Consider the following 19,656-nt stretch of genomic DNA (forward strand, 5'->3'; position numbering starts at 1 on the left):
ACCCTACTCAGCTCAGCTGACGACGTCCTTCCGGCGGAAGCGGCGGAAGGCGACCGCGATCAGGATCGCCGCGTACGTGATCGAGACCGAGGCCCCCTTGGCCATGCCGCTCCAGTCGAGCTCGGGGGCCAGGGCGTCGATCCAGGCGTTGTTCCAGAACGTCGGGAGGAACTCGCGCAGCGCCCCCAGGGCCTCCACGGCCTGCAGGATGGTGCAGACGATCCACAGCCCCACCGCGCCGCCCACCGCGCCGAGCGGCGAGTCGGTGACGGTGGAGATCAGAAACGCCAGCGCCGCCACGACGAGCTGGCTGACCAGCGCGTACCCGATCACGATGCCGAAGCGGGGCAGCACGTCCAGCGCCGGGATGGTCTCGCCGGTGCCGGGCACCTGGATGTCGTCCCAGCCGAAGGCGACGGTGCCCGCGAGCAGGGCCATCAGCGGCAGGCAGATCACCGCGGCGGCCGAGTAGCCGAGCGCCACGATCAGCTTCTGCCGCAGCAGCCGGTCGCGCGGCACCGGTGCGGCGAGCAGGTAGCGCAGCGAGGACCAGCTCGCCTCGCTGGCCACCGTGTCGCCGCAGAACAGTGCGACGGCCACCACCAGCAGGAAGCTGGCCGACACCGACAGCGCGAAGGCGGCGAAGTTGAGCCCGCTCTCGGTCGCCAGGTCGGACATCCGCAGCCCCTGGCCGTTGTCCGGGCCCTGCGGCCCGAACTGGAACGCGATGACCAGGATCCACGGCAGCGCCAGCAGCAGCCCGAACATGACGAGCGTGCGCCGCCGCTTGAACTGCCGGACGATCTCGACCCGCAACGGCAGCGTACGGCGCGGCGCGTAGCCGGGGGCGGCCGTCATGCCTTGTCTCCGATCAGGTCGAGGAACACGTCTTCCAGGCGCGGGCCGTGGCCGTTGCCGGTCCCGGCGGCGGCCGTGCTGAGCAGCACCGACACCGGTCCGGTGGTGACGAGCTCGCCGCGGTGCATCACCACCACGTGGGTGCAGGTCTGCTCCACCTCGGCCAGCAGGTGGCTGGAGACGATCACCGTGCGGCCGTCGCGCGCGTAGCGCTTGAGCACCTCGCGCATCTCCCTGATCTGGGGCGGGTCGAGGCCGTTGGTCGGCTCGTCGAGGACGAGCAGGTCGGGCAGGCCCAGCATGGCCTGGGCGATGGCGAGCCGTTGCCGCATGCCCTGCGAGTAGGTGCGCACCGCCCGCTCCAGCGCCTTGCCCAGCCCGGCGATCTCCAGCGCCTCGTCGAAGCGGGCGTCGGCGGCCGGGCGGCCGGTGGCGGCCCAGTAGAGCTCCAGGTTGTCGCGCCCGGACAGGTGGGGCAGGAAGCCGGGGCCCTCGACGAACGAGCCGAGCCGCGACAGCACCGGCGCGCCCGGGGTGACGGGCTCGCCGAAGAGGCGGACCTCGCCGCCGTCGGGGCGGATGAGGCCCATCATCATGCGCATCGTGGTGGTCTTGCCGGCGCCGTTGGGTCCGAGCAGGCCCAGCACCTGGCCCTGCTCGACGCGGAACGACAGGCCGTTGACCGCGAGTTCGCCGTTGCGGTACGCCTTCGTGAGCCCGCTGATCTCCAGCGGCGGGGCGTCCGGGACGCTCTCCAGTGCGGGCGGCCCGGCGGCGCGGCGGCCGGTGCGGCCGGTGCGGCCGGTGGCGAGCAGCACCCCGGCGACGACGACGGCGGCCAGCGGCATCGCCCACACCCACCAGGCGATCCCGGACGGCGGGGCGGCCAGGGAGGCCACGGTCGGCACCGACAGGGCGGGCGAGGCCAGCCCGATCCGGTAGCCGGCGGCCTTGGCCGGGGTGGCGTAGGCCATGTCGGTGGTGGACACCACCAGCCGCAGCCGGTGCCCGGTGTCGAAGCGGTGGTCGACGGCGGGCAGGGTGACGGTGGCCTCGGCGCTGCCGGCGCCCTCGGGGATCGTCACCCGGAAGGGGGCGACCAGCCCGGCGGGCAGCGCCGGCGGCTGGAGCGCGTCCGGCACGTCGAAGAGCTTGGCGAACAGCGTCACCTCGCCGCTGCCGTAGACCCTGACCTTGACCGAGGAGCTGCCGGTGAGCTGGAGCGGCGCGGTCAGCGGGGCCGACTCGAAGGCGGCGCTCTGGCCGGGCATGTCGATCGACACCCCGGCGGTGGCGCCCTGCCCGCCGCCCAGCAGGCCGCTCACCCCGGGCACGGTCGAGATGGCCGCGGGGGAGCCGCCGGGCGGGTTGGCGACGTGCTGCTCGGGCCCGCTGAGCGTGACCTCGGTGACGTCGGTGCCGCCGAGCCCGGGGTAGGCGTCGGCCTCGGGGTGGAGACGGATGCGCTGGCGGGTGCCGGGGTCGCGGCCGCCGTCGCGGGTGATGGTGAAGGCGCTCACCGCGGCGGTGCCGTCGCCCTTCAGGTGGCGGCCGAACCAGGCCAGCGTCTGCTCGCGCACCCAGTCGGCCTCGCCGTTGCCGCCGTCGTGGCCGCCGTCGTACCAGGCCATGGCGACGGGGGTGCCGGCGGCGGCGATGGCCTTGGCGTTCTGGTCGGCGTGGCCGAGCGGGAACAGCGAGTCGCGCTGGCCCTGGATGAGCAGGGTCGGGGCCTTGATGCGGTTCGCCACGTGCACCGGGCTGGAGGCCTTGAGCAGCTCGACGGCCTCCGGGGTGGCCTTGCCGGTCTCGGCGACCTCCTGGTAGATCTCGCAGATCGCGGGCAGGAACCGGCCGCAGCGCGCCTGCTCGGCGGTCATCGGCTGCGGCTGGCGGCTGAGCGCCTCCAGGCCCTGGGCGGCCCCGCCGGCCTGGACCGCGCCGCCCTGGCCGAAGAAGATGCCGGCCCACATGCGCTTGAACACGCCGTTGGCCGGCCCGTTCCCGGCGGCGTCCGGGAAGAGCGCGTCGGCCAGGTCGGACCAGGTGATCTGGGGGACGATCGCGTCGACCCTGGGGTCGTGGGCGGCGGCGAGCAGCGCGATCGCGCCGCCGTAGGACGCGCCGGCGATGCCCACGCGCGGGTCGCCCGCCGCGTCGAGCAGCACCTCGGGACGCCCGGCCAGCCAGTCGATGAGCTGCTTGACGTCCTTGACCTCGTAGTCGGGGGAGTTGAGCGCGATCTGGCCTGAGGAGCCGCCGAAGCCGCGCGCCGACCAGGTGAGCACCGCGTAGCCCTGCCCGGCGAGGTACTGCGCCTCCGCGCGGACGCTCCGCTTGCTGCCGCCGAAGCCGTGCCCGAGCAGCACGGCGGGGGCCTTCCCGCCGCCGGGCGGCGGGAAGTACGTCACATCGAGGTCGACCCGCTGGTCGTCGGACGGCCCGTCCATCACGTGGACGAACAGGGCCTGTCCGCGGATCTCGGGGTCGGACGGCCACACCAGCCACGCCGTCACCCCGAGCAGAGCGAGCACCGCGACGAGCGCGGCCGTACGTTTCATGCCGGAAGCCTACTTTCCCGACCTGAGAGAACTCTGAGACCGCCGGGTACGACGGGAGCCGTCAGAGGTCGTCGGCCGACAGGCCCAGCTCCCTGGCGGCGGCGGTCTTGACGAGCTCGGTGACGCGGCGCCTGGGCAGCACCCGGCCGTGCACGTTCATCTGGATCGCCAGGCCGTCGCCGAGCGCGAAGATCCGCCAGGTGGAGGCCTCCGGGTCGGGGCAGGTGAAGTCGCCGGTGGCGACCCCGGCCTCGATGATGCCCTGCATCACCTGGCGGCTCTGCACGTCCAGCCGCCGCGAGGTGCGCTGCAGGTCCTTGTTGCGCATCGACTCCGCCCAGGCGTCGATCCACAGCCGCCACCCTTCCGGCGAGGCGGTGGGGGAGGAGAGCTTGAGCAGCGCGCGCAGCCGGTCGAGCGGCGGCTTGGGGGAGCGCTCGACGGCGGCGAGCGAGTCCATGTGGCGCCGGGCGGCGTACGCGAACGCCTCGGCGAACAGCCGGTCCTTGGTCTCGAAGTGGTAGAAGAGCAGCGCCTGGCTGACGCCCGCGGCCCGGGCGATGTCGATGGTCCTGGTGTGCCCGAAGCCCTGCGCGGCGATCACCTCGCAGGACGCCTTCAACAAATCCTCACGCCGTAACCGGCCAAAACCTGGAGTCACGAGCCGTAACTTTAATCACTACGCAAGGGCAATCGGAGGACAAAGCGGGCACCGCGGTCGGAATCTTCGATGGTGAGCGTACCGCCGTGGGCGTGGGCGATCTCGCGGGCGATGGGCAGTCCCAGCCCGGTGCCCCCGGCGTCGCGGTTGCGGGCGGCGTCGAGCCGGGTGAACCGCTCGAAGACGACCTCGCGCTGTTCCGGGTCGATGCCCGCGCCGTCGTCGAGCACCTCCAGCGTGGCGCAGGTGTTCCGCCGCACGGTGACGATGATCGTGGATTCGGCGTGCCGCTCGGCGTTGTCCAGCAGGTTCGTGATCAGGCGGCCCAGCCGCATCCGGTCGCCCGTCACCATCACCCCCGGCTGCAGGGTGGTGACCACCTGTTTGGCCCGGTGCGCCGTCGCCTCCGCCGCGGTGACCTCGCCCAGGTCCAGCGGCTCCCGCTCGCCCGGCGCGCCTGCGTCCAGCTTGGTCAGCGTGAGCAGGTCGGCGACGATGGCGTGCAGCCGGTCCAGACTGCTGAGCAGGGAGCTGCCGGTCTCCGCCCAGTCGGTCTCCTCGGGGTGGAGCAGCGCCTCCTCCACCCGGGTGCGCATCGCGGTGATCGGGCTGCGCAGGTCGTGGGAGGCGTCGGAGGCGAACCTGCGCTGCCGGTCGGCCGCCGCCTCCAGCCGGTCCAGCGTCTGGTTCGCGGTGATGGCCAGCGCGCGGATCTCGTCGTCGTGGTCCGGCACCGGCACCCGCAGGCCGAGGTCGGTGGCGGTGATGTCGGCCAGCCGGGCGCGGATGCGGTCCACCGGCTGCAGGGACTTGGTCACCACCCGCCACGTGCCGTACGCGGTCAGCAGCACCGGCGCGAGGGCGAGCGCGGCCAGGTTGAGCGGCGCCTGCGGGCTGACGTACCAGGGGATGGCCCGTTCGGTCAGGTACACCAGCCAGTCGTCCTCCGAGAGCCGGTGGAAGAAGCGGAAGACGACGACCCGGCGGCACTGCCCGGGGTACGGCGGCAGGTCGCATCGTTCCTCGGAGGCGGTGACGGAGTTCTCGGGCGGCAGCAGCGTGCTGAACCTCGGGGCTCCGGCGATGTCCGACGTGGCGGAGACCACCTTGCCGCTGTGGTCGATCACCTGGATGTCGAGCCGGTGGTCGGAGGGGAGAACCGGGGGCAGCGCGTCGTCCTGGGCCACCCGGATGACCCGCATGCCCCTGATCGCCATCCAGTCGGTCTGGTTGGAGACGGCGCTCAGGTAGAGGGCGTACATCAGGTAGCCGGCGACCGCGATGCAGAGCACGGCCATGGCCGCGGTGGCGATCAGCGTGAGCCGCCCCCGCATGGACCGCACGAACCGGGTGATCACCCTTCTCCCCCCGTAGTCAGGTCATCACTTAGAGTTACGTCATTTCCATTTGGTGGAGATTCGACGACACATCCGGGCGAATCTCCACCAGATCATTGCTCTGTACGGCCCGCTGGCGCGTGGTTAGAGTAAGTGGGCACTGATGCGAGGGAGTCGATGTGAACCTTGCGGACTACCAGCGCGCCGCCGAGGAATGGCTGGCACGCAACGTCCCGGCGGACCGGCGCGCGGATGGTGATCCGATCGCCCAGGCGAAGGACTTCATGGCCCGGCTCTACGACGCCGGATACTCCGGCATCACCTGGCCGGCGCGATGGGGCGGCCAAGGGCTGAGCCAGGAGGAGGAGCGCGCGTTCGCCGCCGCGGCCCGCGACTACACGCTGCCCACCTACGTGTTCTCCATCGGCCTGGGCATGACCGGCCCGACGCTGGTGGACCGCGGCTCCGACGCCCAGCGCGAGCGGTTCGTCCGGCCGCTGCTGCGCGGCGAGGAGGTCTGGTGCCAGCTCTTCTCCGAGCCCGGCGCCGGCAGCGACGTGGCCAGCCTGCAGACCAAGGCCGAACGCGACGGCGACGACTGGATCGTCAACGGCCAGAAGGTGTGGACCTCGATCGCCCAGTACGCCGACTGGGGCCTGCTCCTGGCCCGGACGAACGTGGACGTGCCCAAGCACAAGGGCATGACCATGTTCGTGGTGGACATGCACCACCCCGGCGTCACCGTCAGGCCGCTGAAGGACATGAGCGGCCGGTCCAACTTCAACGAGATCTTCTTCGACGACGTGCACATCCCCGACGAGCACCGGGTCGGCGACGTGGACGACGGCTGGAGCGTGGCCGTCACGACGCTGCTGCACGAGCGGCTGTCGATCTCCGCGGGGGTCGGCATGGGCGGCCAGGCGGACAACCCCGCCTCGCTGGAGGCGCTGCGCCGCACGCTCGACACGAGCGACCCGCTGGTCCGCGACGAGCTGGTCGAGCTGCACATCCGCTCGCGCGCGCTGGCCCTGTTCAACCGGCGGCTGGCCCAGGAGACCGAGGCGGGCCTGTTCCCCGGCGCCCGCGGCAGCGCCGCCAAGCTGCTGCTGGCCGAGCTGACCCTGTTCCAGTCGGACCTGGCCACCCGGCTGGCCGGCCCCGAGTCGGTCGTCGACGGCCACCCGCTGGGCACCCTGCTCGCCACCGCGCCGGGGATGGCGCTGGGCGGCGGCACCAACGAGATCATGCGCAACATCGTCGGCGACCGGGTGCTCAACCTGCCGCCGGAGCCCCGGGTGGACAAGACCGTGCCGTTCAAGGACCTGAAGGTGGGGACGCAGGCGTGAAACTCGTACCCAGCCAGGAGCAGCGCGAGCTGCGCGCCGCCGTCCGCGACTTCCTCGCGGCCGCCTCGCCGGTGGCCAAGGCCCGCCAGGGCCACGACCCCGAGGTGTACGCGCGGCTCAACGGCGAACTCGGCCTGTCCGGGCTGATCGTCCCCGAGGAGTACGGCGGATCGGGCGCGGGCTACGCCGAGCTGGCCGTCGCGCTGGAGGAGACCGGGGCCGTCCTGCTCCCCGGCCCCTTCCTGGCCACCGTCTTCGCCACGATCGCGCTGACCCGGACGCCCGACAAGGAGCTGCTGTCCGCCGTCGCCGAAGGCCGCGTCGCCGCCACCCTGGCCACCGCCCCCGAGGACGGCCTCACGGTCGACGGCGACGGCCGCGTCACCGGCACGCTGCCCCAGGTGCTGTCCGGCATGGAGGCGGACGTGCTGCTGGTGACCGCGGGCTCCGCGCTGCACGCCGTCGACCTCGCCGGCACGGGCGTCACCAGGACTCCGCTGGACACGCTCGACATCACCCGCGGCCAGGCCCGGATCGAGCTGGAGAGCGCGCCGGGCCGGGCGCTCGGCGACGCCGGCCAAGGCGTCGCCGACCGGCTGGCGGTCGCGCTCGCCGCCGAGCAGCTCGGCGTGATGCGGGCCGCGCTCGACGCCATCGTCGCCTACGCCAAGATCCGGGTGGCCTTCGGCCGGTTCATCGGCTCGTACCAGGGCGTCAAGCACAAGCTGGCCGACATGCACTGCAAGCTGGAGCAGGCCGAGTCGATCGTCCGCTACGCCGCCTGGGCCGCCGACGAGGCGCAGGACGAGCTGCCCGGCGCCGCCGCGCTGGCCCAGGCGTACGTGGGCCGGGCCTGCTTCGAGGTGGCCCGCGACCACCTGTTGCTGCACGGCGGCATCGGCTATACCTGGGAGCACGACGCCCACCTCTACTTCAAACGGGCCAAGACCGACGAGGTCCTGCTCGGCCCGCCCCGCATCCACCGTGCAAGGCTCGCCGACCTGCTGGAGCTGTGATGGACATCAGCCAGTCGCCAGGCTTCTACGCCATCGCCCAGGCCGACCCCGACCGGGTCGCCGTCATCGACACCGACGGCTCGCGCACCTCGTACGGCGAGCTGCTCACGCGGGTCAACCAGGTCTCCCACGGGCTGCGCGGGCGTGGGCTCGGCGACGGGGACGTGGTGGCCGGCGTGCTGACCAACGGGCTCGACCAGGTGATCATGCTCATGGCCACCGGTCAGATCGGCCTGTACTACGTGCCGATCAACTGGCACCTCGCCGGGCCCGAGATCGACTACATCATCAAGGACTCCGAGGCCAAGCTCGTGGTCACCAGCCCCGAGTACGCGGTGCCCGGCGGCGAGGTCGGCACCGCGGGCCTGGCGGAGGGGCAGCCCGCCACCGCGCCCGGCGACCGCACCTCGGGCGCGGTCATGTGGTACACCTCCGGCACCACCGGCCGTCCCAAGGGGGTGCAGCGGTCGCTGCCCGGCGCCGCGCCGGAGAACATCGTGCCGCTCTACACCTGGTTCCTGGGCGAGGTCGTCGACCTGAAGCCGGGCGACGGCGTCCACCTGGTGACCTCGCCGATGTACCACTCCTCGCCGTGCGCGCACACCCAGTTCGCGCTGCACTTCGGGCACACCGTGGTGATCGCGCCGCGGTTCGAGCCGGAGGCCGTGCTGGAGCTGGTCGAGCGCTACCGGGTGACGAACGCGATGATGGTGCCGACCATGTTCCACCGGATGCTGCAGCTGCCGGAGGAGGTCAGGCGGCGCTACGACGTCTCCAGCCTCCAGCAGGTCATCCACACCGCCGCTGCCTGCCCGGTCGCCGTCAAACAGGGGATCATGGACTGGTGGGGGCCGGTGCTCTACGAGTACTACGGCTCGACCGAGTCCACCATCGCCTTCTCCGTCAAGCCGCATGACTGGCTGGCCAGGCCCGGCACCGTCGGCAAGCCCGCGCCCACCTTCGAGGCCAAGATCTTCGACGAGAGCGGGGCCGAGCTGCCCCCGGGCGAGCCCGGCCTGATCTACGTCAAGTCCAGCCTCGGCAAGTTCGAGTACCGCAAGGACCCGGCCAAGACCGCGGCCAGCATGCGCGGCGAGTGGTACGCCCCGGGCGACATCGGCTATCTGGACGAGGACGGCTTCCTGTTCCTGTGCGACCGGCGCACCGACCTGATCATCTCCGGCGGGGTCAACATCTACCCCGCCGAGATCGAGGCCGCGCTGCTGGAGCACCCGTCGGTCGCCGACGTGGCGGTGATCGGGGTGCCCGACGAGGAGTGGGGCCACAACGTGGTCGCCCTCGTCGAACCGTCCGAGGGCGTCACGCCGGGGCCCGAGCTGACCGAGGATCTGCTGGCCCACTGCGCCCCGCGCATCGCCAAGTTCAAGCACCCCAAGGTGATCGAGTACCGCGAGCGGCTGCCCCGCACCCCGACGGGCAAGCTGTCGCGGTCCAAGGTCAGGCAGGAGTATCTCGACGCGAGCTGAACACCAGCTCCTCGGTGTAGCGGCCGTCCCCCAGGTAGAAGGAGGTCGAAAGGGTCCGCTCGGCGGTGTCGAGCACCGTGCTCCACAGCGTGCGGAACGGCCCGGACTCGGGCTGCCGCACCGCCTCCAGGCTGTCGCGCAGGTCGCGGCCCGACAATGTGACGCCCTTGCTGCGCTCGTACAGCGTGCGCAGCCGCCCGTACGTGCCGAGCGTGGACTCGGTGTCGGCGGGCAGCGCCATCGGGTCCGGGTGGCGGTGCAGCGGGTGGTTGGTGACGCACAGCGGCGCGTCGCCGAACTCCACGATGTGCTCGGCGCCGTTCCTGCCGCGCTCCCACACGAACGCCTCGCCGTGCGCGTCGGCGACCAGGTAGTGCAGCGGCAGGCCGTGGTCGTACTGCTTGGCGCCCAGCAGCGCCTGCTTGGCCTGGGCCACGTTCTCGCAGGTGTCGACCAGGAACCGGGACAGCTGCACGGTGTTCAGCCCCACCTGGGGAGAGACGTTCTCCGGCGGGGCCGCCTGCTCGAAGTCGGCGATGAGCAGCGTCACCGACAGTCCGGCCTCGTTGATCCCGTCCATGCAGCCGTCCAGGGTGGACATGGTGATCACGGTGGAGGCCGGGCCGTCGTCGGGGACCGTGGTGATCACGTACGGGCGCGACGCCATCGGCAGCTCGCCCGGCGAAGGAGCGCCGCCCATGACCTCACTGGTGGTCGAGATGAAGAAGTCGTAGTTGCGGCCGATCCTGCCGTGCCCGTCCGCCGACGCGGACGGCGGCACCCACAGGGCGGAGCAGCCGGAGCCGGTCGGCACGTACCCGAGCCCGTCGAGGGCCAGCTCGTCCTGGTCCGGGTCCAGGCCGAGCGCCTGGGCCGCGCCGTCCAGCCGGGCGTGGTGCTGCGGCCAGTGCCGCTCGAACCAGGTCCGCCTGGCCCGGTTCACGGTGGGGTCCGACGGCTGCGGCCGCCAGCCGAGCCGCAGCGCCTCCTCGGTGAGCCGCCGGCCGATCTCGACCTGGCCGCCCCGTACGGTCATGTGACGGACGATCGGGAAGTCGTCCCTGCCTCCCGCGACCTGCGTGATGTTCATGCCCCGAGGCTGCCGGGCGGCGCTGACCGGGCGCTTACCGGTCGCTGACCGCCCGCCGGTAGCGCTCCGACAGCCGGAGCACCGCCCCGGCCAGCTCGGGCGGGTCGAGCACCTCGAAGTCCACGTCCAGGAAGCCGATCCAGGACGCCATGCCGTTGAGGTCGTCTGCGCCCAGCTTGAGCAGGCAGGTGTCCGGCCCGACCGGCTCGATCTCCAGCTCGGCCCCGAGCCCCAGCGCGCGCACCCGCTCGGCCGGGGCGTGCAGCAGCACCGTGCCGCGGTACCGCCACATGGCCGTGTTCACCCCGCGCTCCACGTACGCGGCCACGTCCCCGTCCGCGGGCAGCTCGCGCGGCGTGAACCGGGGGCCGGTCGGCACGCGCGGGGCGAGGCGGTCCACCCGGAAGATCCGCCAGTCCTTCCGGTCCACGTCGTAGCCCACCAGGTACCAGCGGCCGCGCCGGTGCACCAGCCGGTACGGCTCCACGTCGCGGACGGTCGCGGACCCGTCGTGCCCGGTGTAGTCGAAGCGCAGCCGCTCGCGGTCGCGGGCGGTGTTGGCGATCGTGGTGAGCAGCTCGGGCGGCACCGACGGGGCCTTGCCGGGGATCTGCACCGTGTAGGCGTTCAGCACGCCGACCCGGTGCCGCAGCCGGGACGGCAGCACCTGCTCCAGCTTGGCCAGCGCGCGCACCGACGACTCCTCGATGCCCCGCACGCCGCCCCCGGCGGCCCGGCCGAGCCCGACCGCGACGGCCACCGCCTCCTCGTCGTCCAGCAGCAGCGGCGGCAGCGCCGCCCCCGCGCCCAGCCGGTAGCCGCCGGCCACCCCCGGCGTGGCGTGCACCGGGTAGCCGAGGGTGCGCAGCCGCTCGACGTCGTTGCGGATGGTCCGGGTGGTGACCCCGAGCCGTTGCGACAGCTCGGGGCCGGACCACTCCCTGTGCGCCTGGAGCAGCGAGAGCAGCTTGAGCAGGCGGGCCGAGGTCTCCAGCATGCCTGCCAGTCTGCCCCCTATCGCGGAAAGCGCGCTTCCTCGATGCGCCTCAGCCGCCGAAGAGCCGCTGCGCCTGCTGGATCACCGTGAGCACGGTCAGCGACCCGAAGAACGCGATCGACCAGACCATCGCCCCCAGCCGGTACGAGCGGATCCTGATCTGCGCCGGCAGCGCCTTGCGGTTGAGCCAGATGAGCAGGATCGAGTAGACGAACATCATCACCGCGGCGAAGCTCGCCGACAGCACCAGCAGCACCAGCGGCTGGTCGAAGCCCAGCAGCAGGATCAGAATGCCGACCAGCGCCATCGCCCACACCACGACGAAGTAGACGCGGTTCTCCGTGACGCCCCTGTCGCGGAGGTACACGGTCTTGATCGTGTCGGCGACCAGCCGCGAGGTGTAGTCCACGATCCCCATCGCCGAGGCGAACAGCGCCAGCGCGCCGATCACCCAGAACAGGATGCCGAACCACGGCCCGACCACCTGCTGCAGCACCTGCCCCTCGACGCCGAGGAAGTCGATGCTGTTCTCCAGCCCCGGCCGGCCGAACACGGTCGAGTACGCCAGCATCGACATCAGCGCGATCGTCACGAACGACACCAGCGCGAACGTGGACGCCTGCTCGATGTTGGCCACCCGCCACCACTGCCGCCAGCGGGCGAGGTTCTCCTTGGTGGGCGCGAACTGGAACCCGGTGGACGGCGCCGCCTCCTCGTGCCCGGTCACCGGGCTCACCAGGCGCGGCACGTACAGGCCCATCCCGAGGCCCTTGTCGCGGATCCAGTTGCTCTGGCACAGGTTCTGCCCGCCGCCCGCGCCCGCGTACGCGATGGCGCCCATGAGCAGCGCGAACTCCAGCGGCGGTACGGGGAAGCGCGCCTCGACCGTCAGCCCGCGCGCCAGCCCCGTCCAGGCGTCGGCGTTGATCGCGAACAGGATCGCCACCACGATCAGCGTGAGCACCAGGGCGATCTTGACGAAGATCACCCGCTCCAGCGCCGTGTAGATCACCGGCGCGAGCGTGAGCCCGAGCGCGATGACCACGAGCATCCCGATGGCGATCCAGCGGACGCTGCCCTCACCGGTGCCGGTCAGGTACGTGACCATGGTCGCCGACGTGGTGACCCAGCCGGGCCACAGGTTCGAGCAGAGCGTCATGAGCACGAAGACCAGGCCCCAGTGCCGCCACAGGCGGCTGAACCCGGTGAGCGCGGTCTCGCCGGTGGCCAGCGTGTAGCGCTCGATCTCCATGTTGATGAACCATTGCGTGATGATGCCGATCAGCGCGCCCCAGATGAAGATCAGGCCGACCTGGGAGGCGATGTAGGGCCAGAGGATGAACTCGCCCGAGGCGAGCCCCACCCCGGCGCCCACCAGGCCGGGGCCGATGATGGACCAGGCCGAGCGGGGCGGTGGCGGCAGGTCCCGGACGGTGACGGGCGGCAGGACGCGGGAGGGGACGGTGGGGGTGAACTCCGTCATGCGGATCTCCTTATGACAGGTATCCGTAACAGGAGTGCAGATACCCCGTTAGTCCCGCTCCACGACATATTCACCGTGAGAGGTGAAACCGGTTACCCGAGCGCCCGCGGCCATCAGCCCGCCCAGCGTCTCGCGCGTCGCCAGCCGCCACTCCCGCGCCGCGCCGGGGTCGAGCCGCCGCATCGTCTCGATGTCGGCCGGCGTCGCCACCAGCACCGCCCGTTCCCCGGCAGTCTTGACCACCGGCCGGCCGCCCACGTCGGCGAGCACGCTCGGGTACGTGACCCGCGCCGCCTCTCCGGCCGGCCGGTCCAGCCGCCAGACGGCCAGCAGCCGGTCGGACTCGTCGTTCTCGTTGATCTCGTCGGCCATCACGCCGTAGAACCGCTCCAGGTACTCCTCCGGCCTGGCGCCCAGCTTGACCAGGTTGAACCGGGCGTTCCTGCGGACCAGCGGATCGAACGTCCAGGTGATCCGCTCCAGCCCGCGCCGCAGGCACCACTCCCGCTGGTGCAGCTTGAGCGCCGACCCGGCGCCGTGCCCCGGCAGCGCGCCGGTCACGTGCGAGTGCAGCGTCCGGTCCGCCGCCAGGAACCCGACGGACGCGCCCACCAGCCGGCCGCCCTCGTAGGCGCCCGCGACGTAGCCGCCGGCGTGCGCGAAGGCGATCATCAGCTCCACCGGGACGGGCGCGTTGCGCGGATCCGGCCGCCAGATGTCGTCGAAGAGCCGGTACGCCTCCTGGAACTCCTCCAGCAGGCGCAGCTCACGTATCTCCACCGGCGGAGACCTACCCGCTCAGGACCTCATCCGAGCCGGCCGGTCAGGAAGCGGTGCACGTTCGCGCCGACGATCTTCGCCACGTCCTTCTCCGGCAGGCCGCGGCCGAGCAGGCCCTCGGTGACCATGGGCAGCCCGGCGGGGCCCTCCAGCCCGGGGATCGCCGCCCCCGGGTCGAAGCCGTGGATCGTCTCCTCGCACGGCGGCGTCACGTCGGCCAGCACCTCGCGGATGAAGTCGGGCCCCAGGCCCACGTGGTCGATCCCGGCCACGGACACGATGTGCTCGATGTGGTCCAGCAGGTGATCCAGCGTCACCTCGGCCGGGTTCTCGGTGAGGAACCCGGCGAAGAAGTTCACGCAGACCACGCCGCCGGTGGCTGCCACCGCGCGCAGCTGCTCGTCGGTCAGGTTGCGGTGGTGGTCGAGCAGCGCCCGCGCCGAGGAGTGGGTCGCCATGACCGGCTGGGTGGCCAGCTCCAGCACGTGCGCCACCCCCGACGCGCCCAGGTGGGAGATGTCGAAGATCATGCCGAGCCGCTCCATCTCGCGCAGCGCGGCCACGCCGTGCGAGGTCAGCCCGCTGCCGGTGGCGTCCTCGCCGCTGCCGTCGGCCAGCGGCGTGCGTCCCCAGTGGGCGATCGAGGCGATCCGCACGCCCAGCCGGTGCACGGTGGGGATCAGCTCGACGCTCGCGTCCAGCCCCGGCATGCTCTCCATGGCCAGCACCAGCGCGATCAGCCCGTCGTCCAGCGCCGCGTCGATGCCCGCCGCGTCCGTGCAGAGCCGCACCCGGTCGGCGTTCCCCTCGGCGATCACGTGCGCGCACTCGATCATCCGCAGCGTCTGCCGCAGCGCGCCCTCGGGGCGGAACGGGTCGTCGATGAAGACCGGCAGCACCTGGAGCCGCACCCCGCCCGCGTCGAGCTGGGGCAGCCACCGCTCACGGAAGAACGCGGCCCAGCGCTCCGGCGGCCGGGCCGCGACCGCCATGAGCAGATCGTTGTGGGTGTCGGCGACGACGGTGCGCCGATGCAGGGAGGACGTCATGAACCGGAACTTATCGCCCCATTCACACCTCCCGGTACGCGGCGCGCGGCGGCATCGACGTCAGCCTGCGGTAGAGCATCGTGGTGCCCGGCCAGTTGTTGGTGACCCGGCCGTCGGCGGTCTTGTACCAGCTCCGGCAGCCGTCGCCCCACACCATGCGCGACAGCGACTCGTCCAGCCGCCGCCGCCACACGTCCATGACCTCCGGCCGCACCTCCAGCCGCCGGCCGCCCGACAGGTGGGGCAGGCAGTTCATGATGTGGTCCACCTGGCACTCGATCATGAAGACGATCGAGTTGTGCCCCAGGTTGGTGTTGGGACCGTACAGCAGGAACATGTTCGGGAAGCCGGGCGCCGCGATGCCGAGATACGCCTCCGCGCCGCCGGTCCAGCGCTCGGCCAGGTCCGCGCCGTCGCGGCCCGTCACCCGCATCGGCGCGAGGAACTCGGTGCTCCTGAAGCCGGTCGCGTACACGATCGTGTCGACCTCGTGCACCGTCTCGGTCGTCTGCACGCCCTTCTCCGTGATGCGCACGATCTTGTCGGTCACCACGTCCACGTTGGGCTCGGTCAGCGCCGGGTAGAAGCGGCTGTCGATGATCACGCGTTTGCAGCCGGGCGGGTAGTCGGGGGTGAGCTTGGCCCGCAGTTCCCGGTCCTTCACCTGGTCACGGAGGTGGGTCAGGGCCCGCCTGCGCAGCAGGCCCTCGCTCCAGCCGCGGGCCAGCGCCGGGTAGAGCGTGGCCTCGGCGTACCGGTAGATGTACTCGCGGTAGGCGCGCTGCAGCCCGGGCACGAACCGGAACGCCAGCCTGACCGGCAGGCCGAAGGTGGCGTCGGGCTTCGGGATCACCCAGTTCGGGGTGCGCTGGAACACCTCCAGGCGCTCCGCCTGCTTCGCGACGGGCGGGATGAGCTGGGCCGCGGACGAGCCGCTGCCGATCACCGCGACCCTGCGGCCGGTCAGGTCGTGGGAGTGGTCCCAGCGGGAGGAGTGGAAGGACGTGCCGGCGAAGTCGTCCATGCCGGGGATGTCGGGCAGGCGGGGGCGGTTGAGCTGGCCGACCGCCATGACCAGGACGTCGAAGGACTCGGTGCCGCCCGCCGCGGTGAGCTGCCAGCGCGAGCCGTCGAAGGTGGCGTCGGTGACCTCGGTGTTGAACCGGATCTTCGACGTGATGTCGTACTTGTCGGCGCAGTGCTCTAAGTAACCTAAGATCTCCCGCTGGTCGGGATATCTCCGGGTCCAGCTCGCGTACTTCTCGAACGAGTACGAATACAGGTGCGAGGGGATGTCGCATCCCGCGCCGGGATAGGTGTTGTCCCGCCACGTGCCACCCACCGAGCCGGCCTTCTCGAAGATCGTGTATGAGCGGATCCCAGCCTTCTCCAGCCGGATCGCCATGCACAACCCGCCGAACCCCGCGCCGATGATCGCGACCCTAGGTGTCATGCCGCCCTCCGCCCGAGTCAGGATCCACTTACACTACTTCGAACCATGTTCGGTGCCCACCCCCTCATCTCGCCCGGCCGGGATTCCCGGGACGGGGCCCGCCGGCCGATAGTCTTCCCTGGTGGCTGCATGGACCCTGATTGACGTGATCGACGTGCTGGAGGCGGCCTACCCGCCCGCCCGGGCCGAGTCCTGGGACGCGGTGGGCCTGGTCTGCGGAGACCCCGCCCAGCCGGTGGAGAAGGTGCTGTTCGCGGTCGACCCGGTCGCCGCCGTCGCCGACGAGGCCGTGGCGTGGGGCGCCGACCTGATCGTCACCCACCACCCTCTCTACCTGCGCGGCACCACCACCGTCGCCGCCACCACCCCCAAGGGCCGGCTCGTCCACCGGCTCATCAAGAACGACATCGCCCTGTTCACCGCCCACACCAACGCCGACGTGGCCAACCCCGGCGTGTCCGACGCCCTGGCCCGCGCCGTCGGGCTGACCGGCGACCTGGTGCCGCTGCAGCCGTTCCCCGACGACCCGTGGCGCGGCCTGGGCCGCATCGGCGACCTGCCGCAGGAGACCACGCTCGGCGAGTTCGCCGCCCAGGCCGCAGCCGGGCTGCCCGCTACCTCCTGGGGCATCCGCGTCGCCGGCGAGCCGTCCCGCCGCGTCACGCGGGTCGCGGTCAGCGGCGGGGCCGGCGACTCGCTCCTGGCCACCGCGCGCGCCGCCGGGGTCGACGTGTTCCTCACCGCTGACCTGCGCCACCACCCGGCCAGCGAGTTCATGGAGGCGGGCGGGCCCGCGCTGATCGACGCCGCCCACTGGGCCACCGAGTGGCCCTGGCTCGACAGCGCCGCGTCCATCCTGACCGCCAAGGGCGTTAACGTTGAGACGCGTGTCTCCGCCACGGTCACCGATGCTTGGACAAGAGGATATTGATCATGAAAGCAGCCCCCGAGGTCCAGAAGAGGCTCCTCGACCTCGCCGAGCTCGACTCCGCGCTCGACAGGCTGGCCCACCGCCGCCGCACCCTGCCCGAGCTGGCGGAGATCGACGAGCAGTCCAAACGCTACGCCAAGCTCGCCACCGAGGTGATCGAGGCCGAGACCGAGGCCGGTGACCTGGCCCGCGATCAGTCCAAGGCCGAGGCCGACGTCGACACCGTCCGCACCCGCATCGAGCGCGACCAGAAGCGCCTCGACTCCGGCGCCGTGTCCTCCGCGCGCGACCTGGCCGGCCTCCAGTCCGAGATCGCCTCGCTCCACAAGCGACAGGGCGACCTCGAAGAGGTGGTGCTGGAGATCATGGAGCGCCGCGAGGCCGCCGACGCCCGCGTCACCGATCTGCTCACCCGGCGCGACGAGGTCAGGACCACGCTGTCCGAGGCCGAGTCCCGCCGCGACACCCTCCTCGCCGACCTCGACAAGGAGACCGCCGAGGTCCGCTCCCGCCGCGCCGCCGTCGCCGGCGAGATCCCCGCCGACCTGCTCAAGCTGTACGAGAAACTGCGCGACCAGTACGGGGTCGGGGCCGCCATGCTGCAGGCCGGCCGCTGCCAGGGCTGCAAGGTGGCGCTGTCCATCGCCGAGATGAACCAGATCAAGGCCGCGGCGCCCGACGAGGTGCTGCGCTGCGAGGAGTGCCGCCGCATCCTCGTCCGCACCCCGGCGTCGGGCCTGTGACCACCTACATCGTCGAAGCCGACGGCGGCTCCCGCGGCAACCCCGGCCCCGCCGGCTACGGCGCCGTGGTCCGCGACGCCGCCGACGGCCAGGTCCTCGCCGAGGCCGCCGAGGCCATCGGCGTCGCCACCAACAACGTCGCCGAATACCGCGGCCTGATCGCCGGCCTGCGCGCCGTGCTCGACGTGGCCGGCGAGGGCGCGCAGGTGGCCGTGCGGATGGACTCCAAGCTGGTCGTCGAGCAGATGGCCGGACGGTGGAAGATCAAGCACGAGGGCCTGCGCCCGCTCGCCCTGGAGGCCGGCAAACTGGCCAGGCGGCTGCGGGTGACGGAGTGGACGTGGATCCCGCGCGCCCGCAACGAACACGCCGACCGCCTGGCCAACGAGGCCATGGACGCCGCCGCCCAGGGCCTCACCTGGAAGGCGGGCGGCACGGGTTCGGGCGGGCCGGGTTCGGGCGGCTCAGGTTCGGACGGCTCTGTTTCTGGCGCCGCTCAGGTGGAACCCCCGGGGGGCGCCCGCCTCGTGCGACAGACCGACCTCCTCGACCCGGGCGACATCGCCGAACTGTCGGCCCCCACCGCCTCGGTCGCCACCGCCCAGCAGCGCACCACGAAGGGCACCGGCTGGGCCCCGCCCACCCGGGTCGCCACCTCGCTGATCCTGCTGCGCCACGGCGAGACCCCGCTCTCCGTCGAACGCCGCTTCTCCGGCCTCGGCGACCCCGAGCTCACCCCCAACGGCCTCGCCCAGGCCGCCGCGGCCGCCGCCCGGCTCTCGCGCGACCCGTACAAACTCGACGCCGTCGTCACCTCCCCGCTCACCCGCGCCCGCCAGACGGCCGAAACGGTCGCCCAGCGCGCCGGCCTCGACGTGGAGACGGACGAAGACCTCAGAGAGACCGACTTCGGCACCTGGGAAGGCCACACCTTCACCGAGATCCAGCGCCGCTGGCCCGCCGAACTGGCCGCCTGGCTCGCCGACCCCGACGTCCCCCCACCCGGAGGCGAGAGCTTCACCGCCGTCGCCGACCGCGTCGCCCGCGCCCAGCGCCGCCTCCTCGACAGGTACGAGGGCCGCACCGTCCTGGTGGTCTCCCACGTCACGCCGATCAAGACGCTGCTGCGCCTGGCCCTGGACGCCCCGCCGACGGCCCTCTACCGGATGCACCTGGACCTGGCCTGCGTGTCACTCGTCGAGCACTACGCCGACGGCAACCCGGTGGTGAAGTCCTTCAACGACACCTCCCACCTCCGCTGACCACCCGGCCCCCGTACGGACAGGCACTCGTTCAGGAGCCGGTCGTGCCGGGCGCCGCCAGAACACCCGGCACGACTCCTGGCGCCACCGCCCCCCTCAGGCGATGACACCTCGCCATCCCATCGCCCGGATCTTGTCATTTGGTTGCGGGCCGCTTGCATGCGCTAACCTCGACACCGGACGAGTCGGCCGGGCGACCGCGTCGAGCCTCTTCACGAAGCTCGCCGAGGAAGGTCCGGGCTCCACAGGGCAGGGTGGTCGGTAACGCCGACCCGGGGTGACCCGCGGGAAAGTGCCACAGAAAGCAAACCGCCTTCCAGACCCGGAAGGTAAGGGTGAAAGGGTGGTGTAAGAGACCACCAGCGCCCACGGTGACGTGGGCGGCTCGGTAAACCCCACCCGGAGCAAGGTCAAGAAGGGACGCTCCCCAGGGACCGTCCCGCGTGCGCCGCCCGAGGGCTGCCCGCCCGAGGCGCACGGGTAGACCGCTCGAGGCCGCCGGCAACGACGGCCCTAGATGGATGGTCGCCCCTTCGCCCCGGCGAAGGACAAAACCCGGCCTACAGGCCGACTCGTCCCTCTTCGTCCCCGTGACCAGGGGC

Annotated in this window: 16 protein-coding genes and 1 other RNA gene; 7 read left to right on the forward strand and 10 right to left on the reverse strand. The window is 72.0% G+C overall.

Features of this window, described 5'->3' with window-relative positions:
• Positions 1 to 12: 12 nt before the first annotated feature.
• The 4 genes from ACGFI7_RS07295 to ACGFI7_RS07310 all read right to left on the reverse strand — a co-directional run bounded on the left by ACGFI7_RS07295 (position 13) and on the right by ACGFI7_RS07310 (position 5,438).
• Positions 13 to 858: an ABC transporter permease gene (locus ACGFI7_RS07295; protein WP_393400332.1), complete on the reverse strand. Its 846-nt coding sequence runs from the start codon at positions 856 to 858 to the stop codon at positions 13 to 15.
• Positions 855 to 3,419 carry a CocE/NonD family hydrolase gene (locus ACGFI7_RS07300; protein WP_393400334.1) on the reverse strand — a complete coding sequence of 855 codons (2,565 nt, stop codon included), beginning with the start codon at positions 3,417 to 3,419 and terminating at the stop codon, positions 855 to 857. Before ACGFI7_RS07300 ends, ACGFI7_RS07295 begins: the two co-directional genes overlap by 4 nt.
• A 61-nt stretch (positions 3,420 to 3,480) precedes the next feature.
• Positions 3,481 to 4,041 carry a TetR/AcrR family transcriptional regulator gene (locus tag ACGFI7_RS07305; RefSeq protein WP_393400336.1) on the reverse strand — a complete coding sequence of 187 codons (561 nt, stop codon included), beginning with the start codon at positions 4,039 to 4,041 and terminating at the stop codon, positions 3,481 to 3,483.
• A 50-nt stretch (positions 4,042 to 4,091) separates the two neighbouring features.
• Positions 4,092 to 5,438: a sensor histidine kinase gene (locus tag ACGFI7_RS07310; protein ID WP_393400339.1), complete on the reverse strand. Its 1,347-nt coding sequence runs from the start codon at positions 5,436 to 5,438 to the stop codon at positions 4,092 to 4,094.
• Between the two features lie 158 nt (positions 5,439 to 5,596).
• On the opposite strand from ACGFI7_RS07310, the gene ACGFI7_RS07315 reads away from it, so the two are divergent.
• From ACGFI7_RS07315 to ACGFI7_RS07325, 3 genes are read left to right on the forward strand one after another with little or no spacing between them, the layout of a single operon-like run.
• Complete coding sequence (locus tag ACGFI7_RS07315; protein ID WP_393400341.1) at positions 5,597 to 6,763, forward strand: acyl-CoA dehydrogenase family protein; 1,167 nt, start codon at positions 5,597 to 5,599, stop codon at positions 6,761 to 6,763.
• A complete protein-coding gene (locus tag ACGFI7_RS07320; RefSeq protein ID WP_393400343.1) occupies positions 6,760 to 7,779 on the forward strand; it encodes an acyl-CoA dehydrogenase family protein in 1,020 nt (339 codons plus the stop codon). The genes ACGFI7_RS07315 and ACGFI7_RS07320 overlap by 4 nt, the downstream gene beginning before the upstream one ends.
• Positions 7,779 to 9,266, forward strand: coding sequence for an AMP-binding protein (locus ACGFI7_RS07325; RefSeq protein ID WP_393400345.1), 1,488 nt, complete (start codon positions 7,779 to 7,781; stop codon positions 9,264 to 9,266). The genes ACGFI7_RS07320 and ACGFI7_RS07325 overlap by 1 nt, the downstream gene beginning before the upstream one ends.
• On the opposite strand, the gene ACGFI7_RS07330 is transcribed toward ACGFI7_RS07325, so the two are convergent.
• From ACGFI7_RS07330 to ACGFI7_RS07355, 6 genes are read right to left on the reverse strand one after another with little or no spacing between them, the layout of a single operon-like run.
• A complete protein-coding gene (locus ACGFI7_RS07330; RefSeq protein ID WP_393400347.1) occupies positions 9,238 to 10,356 on the reverse strand; it encodes a C45 family autoproteolytic acyltransferase/hydolase in 1,119 nt (372 codons plus the stop codon). The genes ACGFI7_RS07325 and ACGFI7_RS07330 overlap by 29 nt on opposite strands.
• A 34-nt stretch (positions 10,357 to 10,390) precedes the next feature.
• The gene (locus ACGFI7_RS07335; protein ID WP_393400349.1) at positions 10,391 to 11,353 is read right to left on the reverse strand and encodes a helix-turn-helix transcriptional regulator; all 963 of its coding nucleotides are present in this window, start codon (positions 11,351 to 11,353) and stop codon (positions 10,391 to 10,393) included.
• Between the two features lie 49 nt (positions 11,354 to 11,402).
• Complete coding sequence (locus ACGFI7_RS07340; RefSeq protein WP_393400351.1) at positions 11,403 to 12,836, reverse strand: Nramp family divalent metal transporter; 1,434 nt, start codon at positions 12,834 to 12,836, stop codon at positions 11,403 to 11,405.
• Between the two features lie 48 nt (positions 12,837 to 12,884).
• Positions 12,885 to 13,616 (reverse strand): GNAT family N-acetyltransferase, encoded by a 732-nt coding sequence (locus tag ACGFI7_RS07345; protein WP_393400353.1) that lies wholly within the window; start codon positions 13,614 to 13,616, stop codon positions 12,885 to 12,887.
• A gap of 26 nt (positions 13,617 to 13,642) precedes the next feature.
• The gene (locus ACGFI7_RS07350) at positions 13,643 to 14,665 is read right to left on the reverse strand and encodes a dipeptidase (RefSeq protein WP_393400355.1); all 1,023 of its coding nucleotides are present in this window, start codon (positions 14,663 to 14,665) and stop codon (positions 13,643 to 13,645) included.
• Between the two features lie 22 nt (positions 14,666 to 14,687).
• Positions 14,688 to 16,118, reverse strand: coding sequence for a flavin-containing monooxygenase (locus ACGFI7_RS07355; RefSeq protein WP_393400358.1), 1,431 nt, complete (start codon positions 16,116 to 16,118; stop codon positions 14,688 to 14,690).
• A gap of 121 nt (positions 16,119 to 16,239) precedes the next feature.
• Between ACGFI7_RS07355 and ACGFI7_RS07360 the strand changes: the two genes are divergently transcribed.
• The 4 genes from ACGFI7_RS07360 to rnpB all read left to right on the forward strand — a co-directional run bounded on the left by ACGFI7_RS07360 (position 16,240) and on the right by rnpB (position 19,633).
• Positions 16,240 to 17,049, forward strand: coding sequence for a Nif3-like dinuclear metal center hexameric protein (locus tag ACGFI7_RS07360; protein WP_393400360.1), 810 nt, complete (start codon positions 16,240 to 16,242; stop codon positions 17,047 to 17,049).
• Between the two features lie 2 nt (positions 17,050 to 17,051).
• Positions 17,052 to 17,792 (forward strand): zinc ribbon domain-containing protein, encoded by a 741-nt coding sequence (locus ACGFI7_RS07365; protein WP_393400363.1) that lies wholly within the window; start codon positions 17,052 to 17,054, stop codon positions 17,790 to 17,792.
• A complete protein-coding gene (locus ACGFI7_RS07370) occupies positions 17,789 to 19,054 on the forward strand; it encodes a bifunctional RNase H/acid phosphatase (protein ID WP_393400366.1) in 1,266 nt (421 codons plus the stop codon). Before ACGFI7_RS07365 ends, ACGFI7_RS07370 begins: the two co-directional genes overlap by 4 nt.
• A gap of 181 nt (positions 19,055 to 19,235) precedes the next feature.
• Positions 19,236 to 19,633, forward strand: an RNA gene (gene rnpB / locus ACGFI7_RS07375) — RNase P RNA component class A.
• Positions 19,634 to 19,656 lie beyond the last annotated feature (23 nt).

It is taken from the genome of Nonomuraea sp. NPDC048826, from assembly GCF_043198225.1.
GTDB lineage: Bacteria > Actinomycetota > Actinomycetes > Streptosporangiales > Streptosporangiaceae > Nonomuraea.